Source organism: Enterobacter sp. WPR_3_1, assembly GCF_003635055.1.
Classification (GTDB): Bacteria; Pseudomonadota; Gammaproteobacteria; order Enterobacterales; family Enterobacteriaceae; genus Enterobacter; species Enterobacter ludwigii.
The window spans coordinates 623,211-642,492 of record NZ_RBXU01000008.1 but is presented as its reverse complement, the minus strand read 5'-3'; the positions used below and the strand labels follow the sequence as shown (position 1 = coordinate 642,492).

General features: G+C 52.4%; 18 protein-coding genes. 4 read left to right on the top strand and 14 right to left on the bottom strand.

All coding sequences use genetic code 11. From position 1 onward, the window contains the following. From cheA to flhD, 5 genes are all read right to left on the bottom strand, one after another. The gene (gene cheA / locus BJ887_RS04810; protein WP_014170675.1) at positions 1–2,034 is read right to left on the bottom strand and encodes a chemotaxis protein CheA; all 2,034 of its coding nucleotides are present in this window, start codon (positions 2,032–2,034) and stop codon (positions 1–3) included. Positions 2,035–2,038: 4 nt separating this feature from the next. Continuing rightward, positions 2,039–2,968, bottom strand: coding sequence for a flagellar motor protein MotB (motB, locus tag BJ887_RS04805; protein ID WP_014170676.1), 930 nt, complete (start codon positions 2,966–2,968; stop codon positions 2,039–2,041). Then, positions 2,965–3,852 (bottom strand): flagellar motor stator protein MotA, encoded by an 888-nt coding sequence (gene motA, locus BJ887_RS04800; RefSeq protein ID WP_008500417.1) that lies wholly within the window; start codon positions 3,850–3,852, stop codon positions 2,965–2,967. Before motA ends, motB begins: the two co-directional genes overlap by 4 nt. Positions 3,853–3,975: 123 nt before the next feature. Next, the gene (flhC, locus tag BJ887_RS04795) at positions 3,976–4,554 is read right to left on the bottom strand and encodes a flagellar transcriptional regulator FlhC (RefSeq protein WP_014170677.1); all 579 of its coding nucleotides are present in this window, start codon (positions 4,552–4,554) and stop codon (positions 3,976–3,978) included. A gap of 2 nt (positions 4,555–4,556) precedes the next feature. After that, the gene (gene flhD / locus BJ887_RS04790) at positions 4,557–4,907 is read right to left on the bottom strand and encodes a flagellar transcriptional regulator FlhD (protein ID WP_020883374.1); all 351 of its coding nucleotides are present in this window, start codon (positions 4,905–4,907) and stop codon (positions 4,557–4,559) included. Positions 4,908–5,703: 796 nt separating this feature from the next. Here flhD and uspC point away from each other — a divergent pair. Then, positions 5,704–6,132 carry a universal stress protein UspC gene (uspC, locus tag BJ887_RS04785; protein ID WP_121339415.1) on the top strand — a complete coding sequence of 143 codons (429 nt, stop codon included), beginning with the start codon at positions 5,704–5,706 and terminating at the stop codon, positions 6,130–6,132. A 15-nt stretch (positions 6,133–6,147) separates the two neighbouring features. Here the strand turns inward: uspC and otsA are convergent, their stop codons facing one another. The 6 genes from otsA to BJ887_RS04750 all read right to left on the bottom strand — a co-directional run bounded on the left by otsA (position 6,148) and on the right by BJ887_RS04750 (position 12,971). Then, positions 6,148–7,572: an alpha,alpha-trehalose-phosphate synthase gene (gene otsA / locus BJ887_RS04780; RefSeq protein ID WP_121339413.1), complete on the bottom strand. Its 1,425-nt coding sequence runs from the start codon at positions 7,570–7,572 to the stop codon at positions 6,148–6,150. Beyond that, a complete protein-coding gene (gene otsB, locus BJ887_RS04775) occupies positions 7,547–8,350 on the bottom strand; it encodes a trehalose-phosphatase (RefSeq protein WP_121339411.1) in 804 nt (267 codons plus the stop codon). The genes otsA and otsB overlap by 26 nt, the downstream gene beginning before the upstream one ends. A gap of 176 nt (positions 8,351–8,526) precedes the next feature. Further along, the gene (araH, locus tag BJ887_RS04770) at positions 8,527–9,507 is read right to left on the bottom strand and encodes an arabinose ABC transporter permease AraH (RefSeq protein ID WP_014884358.1); all 981 of its coding nucleotides are present in this window, start codon (positions 9,505–9,507) and stop codon (positions 8,527–8,529) included. A gap of 14 nt (positions 9,508–9,521) precedes the next feature. After that, positions 9,522–11,036, bottom strand: a complete 1,515-nt coding sequence (araG, locus tag BJ887_RS04765; RefSeq protein WP_020883372.1) for an L-arabinose ABC transporter ATP-binding protein AraG — start codon at positions 11,034–11,036, stop codon at positions 9,522–9,524. A gap of 71 nt (positions 11,037–11,107) precedes the next feature. Continuing rightward, entirely contained in the window at positions 11,108–12,097 is a 990-nt protein-coding gene (gene araF / locus BJ887_RS04760; protein ID WP_020883371.1) for an arabinose ABC transporter substrate-binding protein AraF, read from the bottom strand. Positions 12,098–12,413: 316 nt separating this feature from the next. After that, positions 12,414–12,971, bottom strand: coding sequence for a DJ-1 family glyoxalase III (locus BJ887_RS04750; protein ID WP_032679709.1), 558 nt, complete (start codon positions 12,969–12,971; stop codon positions 12,414–12,416). A gap of 506 nt (positions 12,972–13,477) precedes the next feature. Here BJ887_RS04750 and BJ887_RS04745 point away from each other — a divergent pair. Further along, entirely contained in the window at positions 13,478–13,981 is a 504-nt protein-coding gene (locus BJ887_RS04745; protein ID WP_020883369.1) for a non-heme ferritin-like protein, read from the top strand. A gap of 176 nt (positions 13,982–14,157) precedes the next feature. Next, positions 14,158–15,501 (top strand): anaerobic C4-dicarboxylate transporter, encoded by a 1,344-nt coding sequence (locus tag BJ887_RS04740; RefSeq protein WP_020883368.1) that lies wholly within the window; start codon positions 14,158–14,160, stop codon positions 15,499–15,501. Between the two features lie 49 nt (positions 15,502–15,550). Here BJ887_RS04740 and BJ887_RS04735 read toward each other — a convergent pair whose 3' ends face one another. From BJ887_RS04735 to BJ887_RS04725, 3 genes are all read right to left on the bottom strand, one after another. Beyond that, entirely contained in the window at positions 15,551–15,802 is a 252-nt protein-coding gene (locus BJ887_RS04735; protein ID WP_014170688.1) for a DUF2766 family protein, read from the bottom strand. Positions 15,803–15,911: 109 nt separating this feature from the next. Continuing rightward, positions 15,912–15,995, bottom strand: a complete 84-nt coding sequence (gene azuC / locus BJ887_RS04730; RefSeq protein ID WP_014832437.1) for a stress response protein AzuC — start codon at positions 15,993–15,995, stop codon at positions 15,912–15,914. A gap of 150 nt (positions 15,996–16,145) precedes the next feature. Continuing rightward, complete coding sequence (locus tag BJ887_RS04725; protein WP_020883367.1) at positions 16,146–16,784, bottom strand: RpiB/LacA/LacB family sugar-phosphate isomerase; 639 nt, start codon at positions 16,782–16,784, stop codon at positions 16,146–16,148. A gap of 247 nt (positions 16,785–17,031) precedes the next feature. Here BJ887_RS04725 and BJ887_RS04720 point away from each other — a divergent pair, with 247 nt between their 5' ends. Beyond that, positions 17,032–19,185 (top strand): HD domain-containing phosphohydrolase, encoded by a 2,154-nt coding sequence (locus tag BJ887_RS04720; protein WP_229216798.1) that lies wholly within the window; start codon positions 17,032–17,034, stop codon positions 19,183–19,185. The last annotated feature ends 97 nt before the right edge of the window (positions 19,186–19,282 follow it).

Below are 19,282 nucleotides of genomic sequence, written 5' to 3'. Positions count from 1 at the left end.
TCAGGCGGCTGTGTACGCCACACGTTGTTCACGATTTAATCCCTGAAGCGCCGACACATCAACGATCAGCGCCACGCTACCGTCACCCAGAATAGTGGCGGCAGAAATACCTGGCACTTTGCGGTAGTTGCTTTCGAGGTTCTTCACGACCACCTGGTGCTGGCCAATCAGCTGATCAACCAGCAGCGCGTAGCGGCGACCCGCACTTTGCAGGATCACCACGATCCCCTGCGTGGCCTCGGTTTTCGCGCCATCCACTTCGAACACTTTCCACAATTCGACCAGCGGCAGGTACTCACCGCGCACTTCAAGAACGCGCTCGCCACCCGCCAGCGGATGCAGATCTTCTTCACGCGGCTGCAGCGATTCCATCACTGCGTTCAGCGGCAGGATAAAGACTTCGTCCGCCACTTTCACCGACATGCCGTCGAGGATTGCCAGCGTCAGCGGCAGCAGGATACGAATGGTGGTGCCGGAACCTTGCTTAGACTTGATCTCAACGTGGCCGCCCATCTCCTGAATGTTACGCTTCACCACGTCCATTCCCACGCCGCGGCCGGAAACGTCCGTCACCTGCTCTGCGGTCGAGAAGCCTGGCGCGAAGATCAGCATGCCCACTTCTTCGTCAGTCATGTTTTCGTTGACCGCCATTCCCTGCGAAATGGCTTTCGCCAGAATGCGCTCACGGTTCAGGCCCGCACCGTCATCGGTCACTTCGATGCAGATATTCCCGCCCTGGTGTTCGGCGGAGAGGATCAGATTCCCGACCGGGGATTTTCCGGCGGCAATGCGGTTTTCCGGCAGTTCGATACCGTGGTCGAGGCTGTTACGCACCAGGTGCGTTAACGGGTCGATAATGCGTTCGATCAGGCTTTTATCCAGCTCGGTGGAGCTGCCCATCAGCGTCAGTTCAATCTGTTTATTCAGTTTGCTGGCCAGGTCACGCACCAGACGCGGGAAGCGGCTGAAGACATATTCCATCGGCATCATACGGATGGACATCACCGATTCCTGCAGGTCGCGGGCATTACGTTGCAACTGCCCCATGCTGGTGATCAGATCGCCGTGGGTCACCGGGTCCAGTTCGTTAGACCGCTGTGCCAGCATCGACTGGGTAATCACCAGTTCACCCACCAGGTTAATCAGCTGGTCAACTTTCTCGACGGCGACGCGGATGCTGGTGGATTCACTGGAGCGCGCGGCCGGTTTGTCACCACGGCCTGGTGCGGCGGCATCTTTTGGCACCGCTTTCAATACCGGCGCAGCAGGCGCAACGGCAGGCGCGGCCGCCTGAGGAACAACCGCCACCTCTTCCACTGCCGCTGGCACGTCCACCGCCGCCGTTTCGGTTTCAAACGCGATCTGGTCGGCTTCGATAACAAAGCACAGGACCGCCACAATATCGTCCTGGCTGATCCCCTCTTCCAGCGTCGCACTCAGGCTGTCTTTGCCTTTCACCACGTTGCTTAATTTCGCCAGGTTACTCAGCTCTTCTTCAAGAAGGTCAACTTCGTTCTCTTTGAGGCGTGACAGCACCACGCGCACTTTACTCGCAGCGGCGGCCGGGGCCGCCTCTTGTGCGGTAACGGCATCGACAACGCTCAGTTTGGCTGCCGGAACAACGGCTGCGGCTGCGTCACCTTTGGCTTCCAGCGCGAGCTGGCGCAGCGCATTGCAGATGTATTCAAAGCTGGCGGCATCAGGCTCTGCCGAGCTTTTATAGGCGTCGAGCTGTTCCTGCATAATATCTTTGGTTTCCAAAAACAGGTTGATAATGTCGGTATTGAGCTGCATCTCACCGCGTCGTGCTTCATCCAGCAGGTTTTCCATTAAATGGGTCGTTTCCTGCAGGATGGTAAATCCAAACGTTCCGGCTCCGCCTTTAATCGAGTGCGCCGCACGGAAGATGGCATTGAGCTGCTCGGAGTCCGGTGCTTCAGGCACCAAATCCAGCAAGTGTTGCTCCATATCGGCCAACAATTCGTCGGCTTCATCAAAGAATGTCTGGTAAAAATCGCTAATATCCATGCTCACGCTATCACCTCGGATTGGCTGGTGGCGATGTTGGAACGGCAGCCGAAGGAACGGCCCCAGGCTGTTTTAAATCGTCCAGTGACTCATTCTGACTTTCGGCGTTTTCGTGCAGGATGGCCTGCTCCGCCTGCTGGTTCAGCACTAAAAGACTGATACGACGGTTGATGGCGTCATCCGGCCCGCGGTCAGTGACACGCATGGTTGATGCCATGCCGACCACGCGCAGTACCTTGCCATCATCAAGCCCACCTGCCACCAGCTCGCGACGCGAGGCGTTGGCACGATCGGCAGAAAGCTCCCAGTTGCTGTATCCCTTCTCACCCGTGGCGTACGGGAAGTCATCCGTGTGTCCAGACAGGCTGATACGGTTAGGAATACCGTTCAGCACTGGCGCAATGCCGCGCAAAATGTCGCGCATGTATGGCTCAACTTCCGCGCTGCCCGTTTTGAACATCGGGCGATTCTGGCTATCAATAATCTGTATACGTAAACCTTCCTGCACCAGATCGATCTTCAGGTGTGGTCGCAGGGCACGCAGTTTAGGATCCGCCTCAATCAGCTGATCGAGATCGCCGCGCAGTTTCTTCAGGCGTGCTTGCTCCATGCGTTTTTTCAGCTCGTCGATGTTCGGCTCTTTCTTCACCTCACCCTTCTGCTGGGTGTAATCATCGCCGCCGCCAGGGATCGGGCTGTCGCTGTTAGAGATTCGCTGCCCACCGGTCACGGCGGTCGCCAGCGGCGTTCGGAAATACTCGGCAATCTGGATCAACTCTTTCGGGCTGGAGATGGAGATGAGCCACATCACCAGAAAGAATGCCATCATTGCGGTCATAAAATCGGCGTACGCGATTTTCCAGGAGCCATGCGCGCCGTGCCCATGCCCCTTGTGCTTGCGTTTTTTTACGATGACGATCGGATGGGACTGATTTTTCATGCGTCCTCAGTTGTCGTCTGTTGGTTTGGGTTTTTCACCGCGCGCACGTGTTCTTCAAGCTCGATAAACGACGGGCGCTCGCTGGAATAAAGCGTTTTACGGCCGAATTCAACTGCGATAGGTGGCGCATAACCGTTGAGGTTAGAGAGCAGCGTGATCTTCACGCACTGCATCATTTTGGTCGTTTCCGCGCTCTTCTGACGCAGAACGCTGGCCAGCGGAGAGATAAAACCATACGCCAGCAAAATACCGAGGAAGGTGCCCACCATCGCATGCGCAATCAGCGCGCCCAGCTCTGCCGCAGGACGATCCGCCGAGGCCAGCGCGTGTACCACGCCCATCACCGCCGCGACGATACCGAACGCAGGGAGGGAATCGCCCACCAGCGCCAGGCTGTTTGCCGGCACTTCGGATTCGCTTTCATGCGTTTCAATCTCTTCGTCCATCAGCGCTTCGATTTCGAAGGTGTTCATGTTGCCGCTGATGATCAGTCGCAGGTAATCGACGATGAAATCCAACATCATTGCGTCAGCGAGAATGCGCGGGTAGCTGGCAAAAATTTCGCTCTCTTTCGGGTTTTCAATATCCCGCTCAAGCGAGAACATACCCTGCTGACGCGACTTCGCCATCAGACGATAGAGCAGCGCAAGCAGATCCATATACATGCTTTTGGTGTATTTAGAGCGACGGAACAGCAGTGGAATAGCTTTTAGCGTGCCCTTGATCGATTTACCGTTATTACCAACGATAAAAGCCCCTACCCCTGCGCCGCCGATGATAATAAGTTCAGCCGGTTGATAGAGTGCTCCAAGGTGCCCGCCGGTCATCATGTAACCGCCGAAAACTGTACCGAGAACTACCAGGTAACCTAATAAGATAAGCACGACATCATCCTTCCGCTAGTGACTATGGCAAGGATGTTCAGCTCGCAGCGTTTACCGTTTGCGGGGTAAAAAAAAGCAGCGGTAATTGCTTACCGCTGCTGGAATCTTGCCCACACGTTCGGGTTAAACAGCTTGTTCGATCTGTTCATCCAGCAGTTGTGGAATAATATCGGCAGCTTCCCGGGAAAGTTTACGTCTTTTTACTGCTCGGGATGGAGGCTGGCATAAACTACAGGCGAAGCTGCCTGCAGGCTGATGCGCATGGGTAATAAAATTGCCATCGCAGCAGTTACAGCGCGACAGCTCAAGCATTCCGCTTTCAACAAAACGCACCAGCGTCCATGCGCGGGTGAGCGCCAGCAAAGGACCCTCGTCCTGCTGCGGGCATTGTTCAAGGTAAAGTTTATACGCTTTGATCACGGCATCAACGCCGCTACACAAACCGGTTTTGAGAAGGTACTGCCAGGCATTACAGAACATGGAGGCATGAATGTTCTGTTCCCAGGTCATAAACCAGTCCGTTGAAAACGGCAGCATTCCTTTCGGCGGGGGACTACCACGTAACTCTTTATACAATTTGATGAGGCGACCACGACTCAGCTGAGTCTCGCTTTCCAGCATTTGTAAACGAGCACCGAGCGTAATCAGCTCCATTGCTAACTGTATGTCACGCGCTTCCTGAACAATGCTTTTCTCGCTCATTGCTAGGCCCTTTTCTTACGGGCTGCGTCATCAGGCTGGCTGATTTCGGTAAGCAAGCGAGTGGAAAGAAGAATACCGGTATGGATCTGTTGAAGATCGTCAACACGGGAATCCTGCGTCAGACGCGTGATAGTCTGAGGATTGTCAAAACGGAACTGGCAAACCAGTTGGTTTGTTTCCGCCAGTTTAACCATTTGAGGAAGGGTTAACCCACCCAGCATGGTTGCCATTTCTTCATTAATACCCAGACGAAACATCGCGGACGCCTTGTCCTGACTAATCAAACGCTGCGCGAGCAGTAAATACGACAAATTGATGTCATAGATATGTTTTAGCAACTCGGATGTATGCATTGTTCCCATCCCGAATAACCAACTATTATTTTTATGCGGAAAGACCGCACCCCGTGATGTCGCCGGGAAATCACCCGGTATAAAAAAGAAAAGGCTAAATGCATAGTCGAATTTAGGTTTGTATTCATTGAAACGCGCAACAGCTGAAACGCGGTTACGTCTCTTACACGTTTTATCATTTCTTACAAATAACTAAGATTTTTCCTAATTCGACGCAAACTCTACTCGTCAGTTTTGACACATACAATGCAGCCACCCCCAAATTTAAAAAAAATGTGATCTACGTCACACAATTTAAGTGAATATCTCCCATAAATCCATCAGTATGACTTGTAAATTGGTTATTTTTTGAACGATCGACACTGTTTTCTATTCTTTATGGGCGAATACTCATGCAGGAGTATGAGCAGAAGTGGCATGACATGTGCTGTTCGAAACGTGTCAGCGACCGAATGCGCGTTACACCGAATCCATCGTAAGGTCACATTTTCATTATCTATAAAAAACATGTAGTTATGCAAAACGCCTATAACAATTGTTTCACATGGTAATCATTAGAAATGTGTTTATAACGCGTTAAAACGATTTAACACAGGAAACGTAAAAAAGTGTGATTCAGGTTAAGTTGTTAATTTTTTTCATTTAGGCACGTTTTCCCGTTATTCTTCTTATAAGAATAATTAATGAATAATTATGATTAGCTTCACACTTATGTCGTATTCACCTCTTGCAGATCCGGTGAAATCGCGGTAATGGTGACTAAGACGCTGTCTTTCAGACACCTAAGGAGTGCGTTATGAGTTACTCCCATCTTCTTGTTTCTGTTGCGGTTTCGCCCGAAAGCCATGAACTCATCGCCCGGGCGGTTTCCATTGCCAGACCGCATAATGCCCGTATCAGCCTGATCACCCTCGAGGCCGAGCCTGAGATGTATAATCAACTGGCTGCCCCCATGCTGGAAGATATTCGTGAGGTCTTACAGGAAGAAACGCAGCAATTTATGCGAGAGCTGGTAGAAAAGGCGCAATATCCTATATATGACACCATTATTGCGACAGGGGAGCTTAATGCGCATATTCTCAGCATGTGCAGTAAGCAGAATATTGATTTAGTAATATGCGGGAATCATAACCACAGCTTTTTTTCTCGCGCAGCCTGTGCGGCGAAATCGATTGTGGCGTCAAGCCTGGTGGATGTGTTGTTAGTGCCTCTTGGGGGTCGTTAAACCCCCAGAGGAAAATCAGGCGAGTTTAGGGAATGTCGCGATCTTTTTTTGCAGATGGCCTTCATTACTCTGCGGCGCAATATCACGAAGATCGCGAATAAAACGCGCCTGCCAGTGGTTAATATCGTTCTTACGGATCGTTTCCATCATCTCGGCATGGCGGGAAATACGCTCCGTGAGCGGCATCGTCAGCGCACGGTTGAGGGCATTCGCCACGTCGTCACGATCGTAAGGGTTAACGATAAGCGCAGACGTCAATTCATTGGCGGCCCCGGCAAACTGGGAAAGCACCAGCACACCCGGATCGGCGGGGTCCTGGGCGGCGACGTACTCTTTCGCGACCAGGTTCATCCCGTCCCGCAATGGCGTAACCAGCCCGACATCCGCATAGCGGAACACTTTCATCAGGATCTTACGGTCAAAGTGTTGATTGAGATAAAACAGTGGCGTCCAGCCCAACTGACCGTAGCGGCCATTAATGCGCCCTGCTTCCGTCTCCAGCTGGTGACGAATATCCTGATAAGCCTGCACTTCACCGCGCGAGGTGGGCGCTATCTGCGTATAGCGGATTTTACCGTGATGCTGCGGGTACTTCTCCAGCAGCGTTTCATACGCCAGGAAACGTTCCGGCAGCCCTTTGGAATAATCAAGACGCTCCACCGAGAAAATATTCTTCACGTGCTTGAGTTCATTCTTAAGCTGCGCCAGTTTGGGCGGCAGCGGACCGGAAGCCTGCTCGGCAATCTCTTCAGGTTCAATACCGATGGGATACACTTCAGTGTGGAATGTCTTGCCCCAGGCCGTATGGGTTTTCCCCCCTTTGGTCAGCACTCGCGTTTTGCCGGACACAGAATCAAGGAACGCAAGTCGATCATTCTCGGTCTGGAAGCCCAGCAGATCGTAGTCACACAGCGCATCCAGCAACTCTTCATGCGGCGGCAGCGCGGTAAAGATTTCCGGCGTCGGGAACGGAATATGCAGGAAAAAACCAATCCGGTTATTCACTCCCCTTTTACGCAACTCTCTGGCGAAGGGCAGCAGGTGATAATCGTGGATCCATAAAATATCGTCTTCCTCGATTAAAGGCAGCAGTTTATCCGCCAGCAGCGAATTCACCCGCGTGTAGCCTTCAAAGGACTCGCGCTGGAATTTGACCAGATCCAGACGATAGTGAAACGCTGGCCACAGCACAGCATTGGAGAACTGCGAGTAATACTCGTCATAATCTTTTTCGTTTAACGCAAACGACGCCCATGTAATATTTCCGCGCGTCACTTTCTTGAGCGGTTTCTGTTCTTCACTGATTTCACCATTCCAGCCAAACCACAGCCCACCGGCGGCTTTTAAGGCACCTAATACCCCAACCGCCAGGCCACCTGCACTGGATTTTTTATCATCAGGCGGTGCAATTCGGTTAGAGACGACGACTAAGCGACCCATAATGGTTTCCCCCTTTGTTTTGCGCTATTTTTTGTTGTTGCTGGTTAGCGATGTCAGATATCCACTGCCAGACGCTGGCGACATCCGCCAGACGCCATTCGGCGACAGTCTCACCAGGCCCGACCTTGATGGCGATCCCTCCGGCCTGATTCACCACACGAAACCCTGCCTCATCGGTCAGGTCATCCCCAATAAAAACGGGCGTCCTGCCGTTAAAAGGCGGTGTCGCCATAAACGCCGCAATCGCCGCGCCTTTATTGATCCCTTTAGGTTTAAGCTCCACCACGCATTTACCCGGCTGCAGCGCCAGCTCCGGATGTGCATTTGCTATAGCGGTCGCAAGCGCAAGCACAGCCGCTTCGTGCTGCGGCGCCTGGCGATAATGCAGGGCAAAGGCCATCCCTTTGGCTTCAAGCTCCGTACCGGGCAGTTCTGCCAGCGCAGACGAGAGTTGTACCTGTAGCGCCTGGATTAATGCGTCGGGGAGTGAAACGATATGCGTTTGATCATGGATGTCGCGGCGCTCCGCTCCGTGTACACCGGCCAGCGGAAAGCGATAAGGCCTGGCAAGCTGGTCCAGTTCGGCCATCGAGCGCCCTGATATCAATGCCACTGCTCCCTCAGTCATCTGCGAGAGCTGATGCAACTTCTGAAGAACCGTGGCGGGGATCGCCACCAGGTCAGGATGCGGCTTTATCTCGGCGAGCGTACCGTCGAGATCAAAAAAGAAAGCATAGTGTCCGGGCAGTACAGGCGGTGCAGTTAACAAGTCAGCCACCCTATTCCTCCTTACGGTTTACGAGAGGTAAACGCCTTTACCTCTTTCATAGCCATGTAAGTATAGACAGTGTGACGTCGCTCGCCATTTGACAACCGCCCCGCCAGCAAAACTGGCGAGGCGGTTCGGGGGTCAGCTAAGGTTATTAGTTGAGCAATATAAAGATAGGAAAAACCTCAGACGGTACGCTTCGCTTTTTGCTTGTAACGGTCGAATATCACCGCTGCCAGCAGGATCAGCCCACGAACGACGTACTGAGAGAATGGCGAAATATTAAGCAGGTTCATGGCGTTCTCTACCGTCCCCAGGATCAGAATACCGGCCACCACATATGAGATTTTTCCGATGCCGCCTTTCAGGGAAACGCCCCCCAGAACACAGGCTGAAATGACGATCAGCTCATAACCGATAGAGGTCATTGGCTGGCCACTGGTCATTCGCGATGCCAGAATAATCCCTGCGGCTGCAGAGACCAGCCCGGAGAGAACAAAGATAATAATCTTGGTACGCACAACCGGCACACCGGCCAGACGTGCGGCTTCTTCATTGCCCCCGATAGCCAGGGTATTACGGCCAAACGTGGTCCGGTTGAGCAGGAACCCGAACAGGATAAGACAGGCCACGGTCAGCCAGATTGGCGCTGGCAGCCCCAGCCAGTTAGCGTAACCGAGGGTAAAGAAGCGCTCGTCTTCAATCCCCACCGCTTTACCGTCAGAAATGATATAGGCAAGACCTCGCACAATTTGCATGGTCGCAAGCGTTGTGATCAGGGCGTTAATCTTCAGACGAGCAATGACAAAGCCGTTCACCAGACCGCTGAGCACGCCCAGTAACAGACCCGCCAGCACACCAATCCACAGGCTCTCCGTCATGTTGATTACCACAGCCGTGGTGACACCGGCACAGGCAATAACCGAGGCCACCGACAGGTCAAAATCGCCCGAGGCCAGACAGAACAGCATACCGCAGGCCACCATGCCGGACATGGAAATGGCCAGCCCCAGCCCTTTCATATTAATAAAGGTGGCAAAATTAGGAACGAAGATCGCACAGGCGACAAACAGGGCGGCAAAGACCACCAGCATGCCGTACTGATCCCAGATTCGGCCAAAACTGAACGCCGACTTTGGCGCTCCGGATGTAGTAACAGAGGACATCATTAACTCCTTACTCAGGCGACAGCCTGGCTGACTTTAGGCATGGCGAGATTCAACGCCTGTTGTTCATTCGCCTGTTCATGAAGCAATTCACCGGCAATTTCACCTTCACGCATGACGACAATGCGATCGGCGACGCCAAGCACTTCAGGCAGATCGCTGGAGGCGAAGAGCACCGCCACGCCGCGTTTTGCCAGTTCATAGATCACGTTATAAATCTCGTGTTTTGCCCCCACATCGATACCGCGCGTCGGTTCGTCCAGTAAAATGACCTTCATATCCTCCGACAGCCAGCGGCCCAGAATGGCCTTCTGCTGGTTGCCCCCGGAAAGATTCATGATCAGCTGTTCCGGTCCCGGCGTTTTGATATTGAGTGAACGAATGTGGTGATCGGCATTGCTCGATTCCCAGCTATCGTTGATCAGGCATCCTGCGCGGATAAATTTGCGACGGGCGGAGATATTGATGTTGTCACGCACCGAATGCACCGGAATAATCCCCTCCGCTTTGCGATCTTCCGGGCAGAGCATCATGCCTGCCTTAATCGCGTGGGCGGGCTTCTGAATATCCACCGCTGCGCCGTCAATAGACACCACGCCTTCGGTAATGCGCGTGCCGCCGAACAGCCCTTTCATTAATTCGCTACGCCCTGCACCCACCAGGCCGAACAGCCCGACGATTTCACCGCTGCGTACCGATAACGAAACCGGCATGCGTACTCCCGGCGCTTTTACATTATCCAGTCGCAGGCGTTCAGGGCCGTACTCACGCGGTTTCCAGTGGTAAATGTCCCCCAGATCGCGTCCGACCATCGCCTGGACAAGCTGGTCATGATTCACCTGCGCCATATCGCTAAAGGTGCGCACATAGCGGCCATCTTTAAACACGGTGATGGCGTCGCTCAGGGCAAATATCTCTTCCATACGGTGCGAAACATACAAAATCGTGCGGCCTTCCTGGCGTAACTCCCGGATCACGCGGAACAGGTTTTCGATTTCACGTGCGGAAAGCGAACTGGTGGGTTCATCAAAGGCAATAATTCTGGCGTTACGCGCCAGAGCCTTGGCAATTTCAACCATCTGCCACTGGCCGATGGAGAGGTATTTCAGCGGCGTCTGAGGATCGACGTCCAGCCCAAGATGTTTAAGCTGCAGCCCTGCTTCATAATTAAGTAGCGAACGATTAACCACGCCGCTTTTGTGCGGGAGCTGTCCTAAATAGATGTTCTCGGCCACGGTCATCTCTGGGATCAGGTGCAGTTCCTGATAGATAATGGCCACCCCGGCATTAAGCGCCGCCGTGGTATCAGCAAAAGCCACCTCTTCGCCACGAATGGCCAGTGTGCCGGTCGTAGGGGAATAGTTGCCGCTGAGGATTTTCAACAGCGTGGATTTCCCCGCGCCGTTTTCACCCATCAGGGCATGAACCTGGCCGGCATAGCAGTCGAAACTGATATCGGTCAGCGCGTTAACACCGGGGAACGTTTTCCCGATGCCGCGAAATGAGAGATACGGATCAGACTGTCGCATAACGTCTCCGTGATTCCTGTAGTGTGTACGTCTGGCCCCTCATGGTGAATGAGGGGCGCAATCACAGCGTATTACTTACCGCCCAGTCCTTTTTTCGCCAGTTCCTCTTTGAAGTTGTCGCGGGTAATCAGCACCACGTCGGTCACTTCAGTAAATTTCGGCGGTTCAGCCCCTTTGGTCACCCAGTTGTAGAGCATTTCACTGGATTTGTAGCCGTGTACGTCCGGGCTTGGCAGCAGAGAGCCGTAGAAGCCGGTCGCCTGCGCTTTGGACAGTTCGCTGACGGCGTCAACGCCGTTGATGCCAATACCGATAACATCCGGAGCTTTAAAGCCCTGACCTTCTGTCGCACGCACGCCACCCAGCACGGTGTTGTCGTTCATACCGACCACCAGCCAGTGTTTAACTTCCGGGTGTTGAACCAGCATTGAGTTCGCGGCGTCGAACGCACCGGGGATATCGTTGGATTTGGTGGGAACTTTATAGATCTGTTTTTCCGGGAAGCCGGCGGCCTTCAGAGCGTCCATGGAACCGGTAGTACGACGACGCGCAGTATCCAGCTCATCAGCCGTGATGGCCATGACGCCCGTCTCTTTTACATCCCAGCCGCGCTTTTGCATCTCTTTATAGAGTTCCTGACCCTGGCGCTCACCAATTTTGGTCGCGGCCATCATTACCAGCGGCACGGTGTCCATTGGCTTGCCTTTGGCATTGACGAACTGATCGTCAACGGCAATAACCTTCATGTCGTAACCGCGCGCTTTAGCCGCAATTGCCGACCCCAGTTTTGGATCGGGTGTACAGATAACGAAACCTTTCGCGCCGCTGGCCGCCAGGCTGTCGATGGCGTTCAGGGTTTTTTCACCGTCAGGCACGGCGATTTTAATGACGTCAAAACCTAAATCTTTTCCGGCTTTATCGGCGAATTTCCACTCAGTCTGGAACCACGGCTCTTCTGGCTGTTTTACCAAAAAACCGAGTTTTAAATTCTCTGCGATAGCGGATTGTGACATAACAGCAGCCAGACCAACGGCCGCCAGCGCTTTAGTAAATTTGTGCATGGTAAACTCCAGCTTTAGCATTCTTTTCTGTAGGGAATATTTGCGTGCTTCTTATTTAATCGGACTTAAAACAAGGCATTAGCGCTTACCTCGTCATAAGCGTTATTGCTGGTGATAGTTTTAGCGGGAAATTAATCATCCATAAGAGAGCGCCATCACACCGCAGAATTACAGTAATTGCGTACATAAATTCAGCGGAAAATGACATAAAAACGGCAGGAATTGTCGGACAAATGAAACGGGGTTAAGCAGAATTATCCATAAGATCAGCTAAGAAGTCCCTGAGCGCCGGACGCTCTAGCATCCGGCGGGAAATTTACCAGGCGTAATAGATGTGGTCAGCGTGATCGCGAACGGGCGTTTCGTCACCCAACAGTCGAGCAGCAAGGGCCAGCGCAAAGTCAAACGCATGACCAAGACCTTTGCCGCTGAGCAGGTTTTTATCCTGGACGACCGGTGCATCCACATATTCACCGTCTTTTACCGTCTCCCATAAATCCCCGGAGCAGACGTAGCGACGCCCCCGAAGCAGCCCATTTCCCCCCAGCACGCGCGCCGCTGCTGAACAAATAGGGCAAATCAGCTTTCCGCGCGCGTCATGTGCAGAAATAAAACGGATAACCTGCGGATCCGCGGCCAGATTTGCGCTGCCCTGCGGTCCCCCGGGTAGAACAATCGCATCGTAAAGCGAATCGCTGCGTTCTGATAAGGTGCTGTCTGCCACCATGGGAATGTTATGGTAACTGACCACTGCACGCGACTGCGCGCAGGCCAGAGTTTCCACGTCGATGTTCAGCCGGCGCAAAATATCAATGGTGATAATCGCCTCTGCTTCCTCAAAACCGGGTGCCAACAGCACCGCAACCTTTGCCATCATAGACCTCAATGATTGAAACAAGATAAAACAGTGTTTCATTTTTACATAATCATTAAGAACAATCTTGCACAGCGATCACACACTCGCCTTTTTGCGATAAATTGATTTAGCGCAATTTTATTCCTCAAAATATATCCTGATTGATTGGTCTGTTTTTCACATCGTCACAGAAGATTCTGTTGCCTTAATATTTTCACTCTTGAAAAAACGAGATAAAAAATACACAAACACATAAAAATCAATCAGTTATTAATGTGTTAATTTATATCCACCTGTTTTCATTTCTGTACTATATTAAATTTTGTAATGTATGGTAAACACAGCCTAATTAAGAGTTTTCTTAGACAGAATACAAGGGTATGCTTATTTATATCGAACACAGGAAGTGAATATTCGATCGACTTTTGTCGCCGCAGAAATGCCATTTCTGCATTCCATTATATGTGCCTGCCGGGTCAGGTTAGCCGCGGACATCACGTCCCACAGTCAATAAGGATATGAGTATGACTACCCAAACGATGATGCAAAAACTCAATGCCCAGTTGAACCTCGAGTTCTATGCCTCGAATCTGCACCTGCATATCAGCTCGTGGTGTTCCGAAAACAGTCTCAATGGCTCCGCCACTTTTTTTCGCAGCCAGGCGCAAAGCAACGTCACCCATATGATGCGTGTTTTTAACTTCATGAAAGCCGCAGGGGCGAACCCAACCGTAAAAGCGCTTGATACGATCGACGATAACTACTCTTCTCTGGAAGAATTGTTTGAGAAAACACTAGAACAGTACGAACAGCGTTGCAGCACGCTTAACAAGCTGGCCGATGAAGCCAGAGCACAACACGACACCAAAACCCTTAAATTCTTACGCGATATGGATAAAGCGCAACAGCAGGACGGCATGCTGCTTAAAACGCTGGCGGACGAAATCCATAACGCGCAGCAGGCGGGTTTATGTCCGGAACAAACCGACCGTCATCTGCTTGACCTTGTGACGGTACAGCACCACTGATCATTTTTCCTGCTCCCTGCGAGGCGCGCTTTTCGGCCCACCGGGAGCAGGTTCCCCTTCTCGTCGCCAACCTTCTGCTTTTGCTCAGATTTAACAAATCAGATCTCGCTCTCAATGATTAACCACACAACATGTAATGATTTATTTAATTACATTATCATTGACGAGGGAGCATCATGATCACCATTGAGTTTATTGTCATCCTCCTCTGCCTGCTGACAGGTACGCGTTTCGGCGGCATGGGGCTTGGGTTGATAAGCGGTATTGGCCTTTTTATTTTATGTTTTGTCTTTGGTCTGCAACCCGGCAAACCGCCGGTTGACGTGATGCTGACCATTCTCGCCGTCATTGGATGTGCCGCAACGCTTCAGACCGCAGGCGGCCTGAACGTCATGATGCAATTTGCTGAGCGCCTGCTGCGCAAACATCCTCAACACATCACGCTTCTCGCCCCTTTTACCACCTGGATGCTGACCTTTCTCTGCGGGACCGGACACGTGGTGTACACCATGTTTCCCATCATTGCGGATATCGCCCTGAAAAAAGGGATCCGCCCGGAACGCCCAATGGCCGTGGCATCAGTGGCATCGCAGATGGCAATTACGGCCTCGCCGGTCTCCGTGGCCGTTGTGTCACTGGTCTCCATTCTGGGCGCGCAGCATGGGCTCGGCCACGCGTGGGGAATACTGGAAATTCTCGCCGTCTCGGTTCCTGCCTCACTGTTCGGTGTGGCGATTGCTGCGCTGTGGAGTTTGCGTCGCGGGAAAGCGCTAGCGGACGATAAGGAGTTTCAGGAAAAGCTCAAAGATCCGAAGCAGCGTGAATTCATCTACGGCGGGACGGAAACGTTAATGAATCAACGTTTTCCAAAGCAGGCCTACTGGTCCACGTGGATTTTCTTCGCTGGCATTGCCGTGGTTGTCCTGCTGGGGGCATTCCCCGACCTGCGCCCTGCATTTGAGATAAAAGGAAAAATGACGGCGCTGTCGATGAACCTTGTCATCCAGATGATGATGTTAATTGCCGGCGCCGTAATGCTGATGGCCTGCAAGGTCAATGCGTCTGCCATTTCTAACGGCGCGGTGTTTAAGGCAGGTATGGTCGCGATCTTCTCGGTGTTCGGGGTGGCGTGGATGAGCGATACCTTTTTCCAGGCGCATCTTGATGAGTTAAAGCTGGCGCTGGAAGGCGTGGTGAAAAGCCATCCGTGGACCTACGCGATTGTGCTGTTCCTGGTATCAAAGCTGGTGAACAGCCAGGCGGCAGCCCTGACGGCCGTTGCGCCTATGGGGCTGATGCTGGGAATCGACCCGAAAATGCTGATCGCCTTTTTCCCGGCCTCTTACGGCTATTTTGTCCTGCCGACCTACCCAAGCGATTTAGCCTGCATCGGCTTTGACCGTTCGGGCACAACCCGCATCGGCAAATTTATCATTAACCACAGCTTTATTCTGCCGGGATTAATTGGCGTTAGCTGCGCGTGTGCGGCGAGCTATCTGCTGGTACAGACGTTCTTTTAAGGTGAGCGAAGGGCGACAAACGGTCGCCCTTTTTAGCGTCAGGCGGGCTTTAGTGAGACTCGCCCTGCGGCGTGAATCGCAGTTCAATCAGCGCGATGGCTTTCTGAATAGCGCGAAGCGTGACCGGGTCAGCCGCTGCTGGATGGCTGTTGAAATCGATATTTTTCAGCTGCGTGGACATCTTCTCGCGTACTTCAACCGGCGCAATAACGTCCAGGACATCAAGGATTTGTTTGATAACTAACTGGCAGGCGACAACGTCAGACACCAGCTCCTGATCGGCGCTCAGGTTTTGTGACATGGGGCTTTCTCCTTATTTAAAGGCCGCCATAGTAACAAAACGCAGGCCCATTCATCTCCCTCTCGTCGCTTACGGGCACAAAAAAACCCGCCGAAGCAGGTTTTTTTCATCAGAACATTGCGCCCGGTGGCACGTCTTTGAAAGTGTTGCAGTAGTTAGCCCACATGCTTTTCAGGATTTTGCGAAGTTTCATCAGGTAGCTCCATTAACTTGTTATACAACTTTATCGTCAATGTGCTTATAATATGACCATCGTCACAAAAATCAATATTTTTGTGACGCGCGTCACAATTTTATGCTTCCTGCCAAACCTGAAAAGTGGGGCTCACGGCACCTGAAAGCGTCAGCCTACGATACCGCGAACAAAAGCTTCGATCTCTTTGTCCTGGCAATTCTCAAAGAAGCACTGCTGGAAACGCTGACCCGAAACGGCCGTCTTCACCAGCTCGGGATCGATTGCGCGCAGCGTATCCAGATAGTTTTCTTTCACGACCGCCGCTTTAACCTGGTTCAGAATACCAGCGTTACGCACCTGCGGCTCCTTGCGCTCGGGCGGATAACCTTCACCGTTTCGACCAGTGAACGCTTTTTCAAAGATAAACCGAACGTTCAGTTCAGCCCCCCAACCGAAGCCTTTGGCAAACGGCAGGGAGAGCGCGTTACCGTTGTTGATCTGAGCAAACAGGAACGCATCCGCAGGATCAATGCAATAGCCGCAGATAACACCCGGGTGGATGTTCAGCGACATCAATGCTCCCTGCCCCGTACCGCAGCCGGTCACAACAAAATCAACGGCTTTCGCATTCAGTAAAATGCTCGCCATAATCCCCAGATGGATATAGGTCAGGTGATGGTCATTCTCGTCGCTCATGCCCACGTTATAAACCGGGAACCCTTTTTCATCGGCTACCGTTTTCAACTCTTTCAGTATCACTGGGTTTTTCGCGGCCTGGCTGTTTTCCATCATCAGTGCAATTTTCATTTCATCTCTCCTGAATGCGTGGCGGGAGATCCCGCTATGGATACCTTTACCTGTTCACCCTACTATCAAACAAACAACCTTTCAAATTAAATGAAAGGTTGTTTTAAAAAACAAAGACGGGTTCACAATTTAGCGAGAATGAGACCGTACGCCAAACGTGCATTAAAAAATTAAAGCAAACCTGTTGCCGCTTCAGCCCGTTAGCTAGACTGCAAAAGTACACGCTAAAACCGTATGGGGTTGACCTGTGAATCAGCGCTGCCGGATGCTTCGCTTCCTCTTTCTACTCGCGTTGACGGGTCTGTTGCTTGCGTGCCCCCCTGCCCGGGCAGAAGAGCCTGTACCGGTCTGGATCTTTGATGCTAACAACTTCGAATTCTGGCGCACACCGCAAGGAGAGTGGCAGGGTTTTTATCCTGAACTGATTAAGGCCATCAATAAACAGGCGGGTACGCAGCTGCAGCTGCGGCCGCTCTCCGGAGCCGATATTAGCCAGCGTTTTGCACAAAATGAGTATGGCGTGTATGCCGGGGTATTGCGCACGGAGAAGCGAGCCAGAACCAAAATTCTCTCAGCACGTTTGTTTGATAACGACGTGGTGGCCGCCAGCCCAACGATGACGGTGACAACTGCCGAACAGCTCAGCCATGCCCGGGTGCTGTTCCGTAAAGACGACGCGACGCTCGACAGCGTGCAACAACGTTATCCCGACCTTAAATTTCGTTCTCTGCGTCTCGTCGCCACCAGCGACGAGGCTTTTCGCTTACTGAGCGACAACCAGGCTGATTTCTATATTAATGACGCTCCGGAGATGGAGAATACCCAGCGCTATTATCTGGTCTCCCGGCCCTTTCCTGAGCTACGCATTCCTGTCGTCCTCGCCTTCAGCCCTGACCTGCTTCCCCTGCGGGATAAAATCAATGCGCTGATTGGCACCTGGTATCGCAACGGCGAAATCAACACGATGCTGGAGGAGAGCAAGCGCAATTACCTGCTAAGCCGTATCACCCTGTCAGAGGAGGAGCGAACCTGGATCGCGCATAACCGCCTGCAGATCAACCTGCCCAAAAACGAGAATTTTGCCCCGCTTATCTGGCGGGACAGCAAGGGCTACCACGGCACAGCCATTGATATGATTAACGACATGCGCGATTTACTGGGCATGAAGGTTGAGGTCAATTTTATCGATCACTATTCGAGTCTTCCGCGACAGCAGTGGGCGGTTCGATTGATTGATATCGTTGATCGAAGCGACAGTGCGCATGCACAGGGTCGTATCGGCCCCGACATCGCCTGGCACAACGCCTATTACAATCGCAGCAGTCAGCCCTTCTTGTGGAACGAAGAGAGTATTCGCAGCCAGCGCGTCGGCGTACTCGACGGTTCGTTTGCCGCAGCCTATTTACGCCAGCGTTTTGGCAGCGATGTGATCATCGTGACCCGGCCAACCATTGACGGTCTTATCGACGCGATTGAGAACGATGAGATTGACTATATTCTGGGCGACCTCAGTTCGCTGGAGTCCACGCTTCGCGGCAACGAACTGTTTCGCGGGGTGCTGAAAGTCGCGGGGGTCACCCGCTCTGAATTTATTATTGGCCCCTGGGTGGATCCGCAGCATCCACTCTTTCATCTGCTGACTCAGGTTCATCGCCTGTCAGAATACCGCACGCAAATAGAACGTCAGGATGAGCAGAGTTACTTACCCGATTTTTCTAAAAACACGCTGAAGATTATCAGCGTGATTTTGCTGATCGTGGCCCTGTTCAGCATCGGTATGCTGATCATGATGCGTCGCCATTTACGCCAGAACCGGATGGTTAACCGCAATATGGTGCAGGCGCTGGAGAAGGTAAACCGCGCGCACGATGACGAGACCGGCAGCCATATTCAGCGCGTCGCCCGATATTGCGGCTTGATGGCGCGTGAGCTGGGGCTTTCGCGCAAAAAGACCCGTGAGATAGAACATTTTGCCTCACTTCACGATGTCGGAAAAATTGCCGTGCCGGAGCGTATTCTGCGTAAGCAAGGCCCGCTGACCCAGGACGAGTTTGCCGAGATGAAACTTCATACCGTGAAAGGGTGGCGGATTATTCAGGGCTTAGAGCTGGGCGCAGTTGCGGAGAATATTATCCATTTCCATCATGAAAAATGGGATGGCAGCGGATATCCGCAGGGGCTGCGGGGAGAACAGATTCCGCTGGAAGCCCGCATTCTGGCGCTGGCCGATGTGTATGATGCCCTGCGGCAAAAGCGGGTCTATAAGCCGGGATTCACACACGAGCAAGCCTGCAAAATCATTCTGGAGGGTGACGGCCGCCATTTTGACCCGCAGCTTATTGCGCTTTTTCGCCTGCATCATCTTAAGTTTAAAACCATTTTTGACAGCCTGGCCGACTAAACGGCCCGTCGCAAAGAGAAAGCGCAGATTGCCCGGCTATTCCTCGCATTGCGACTCACATCTGCAGGTACGATAACGTATTTCCACTCACTCAGAG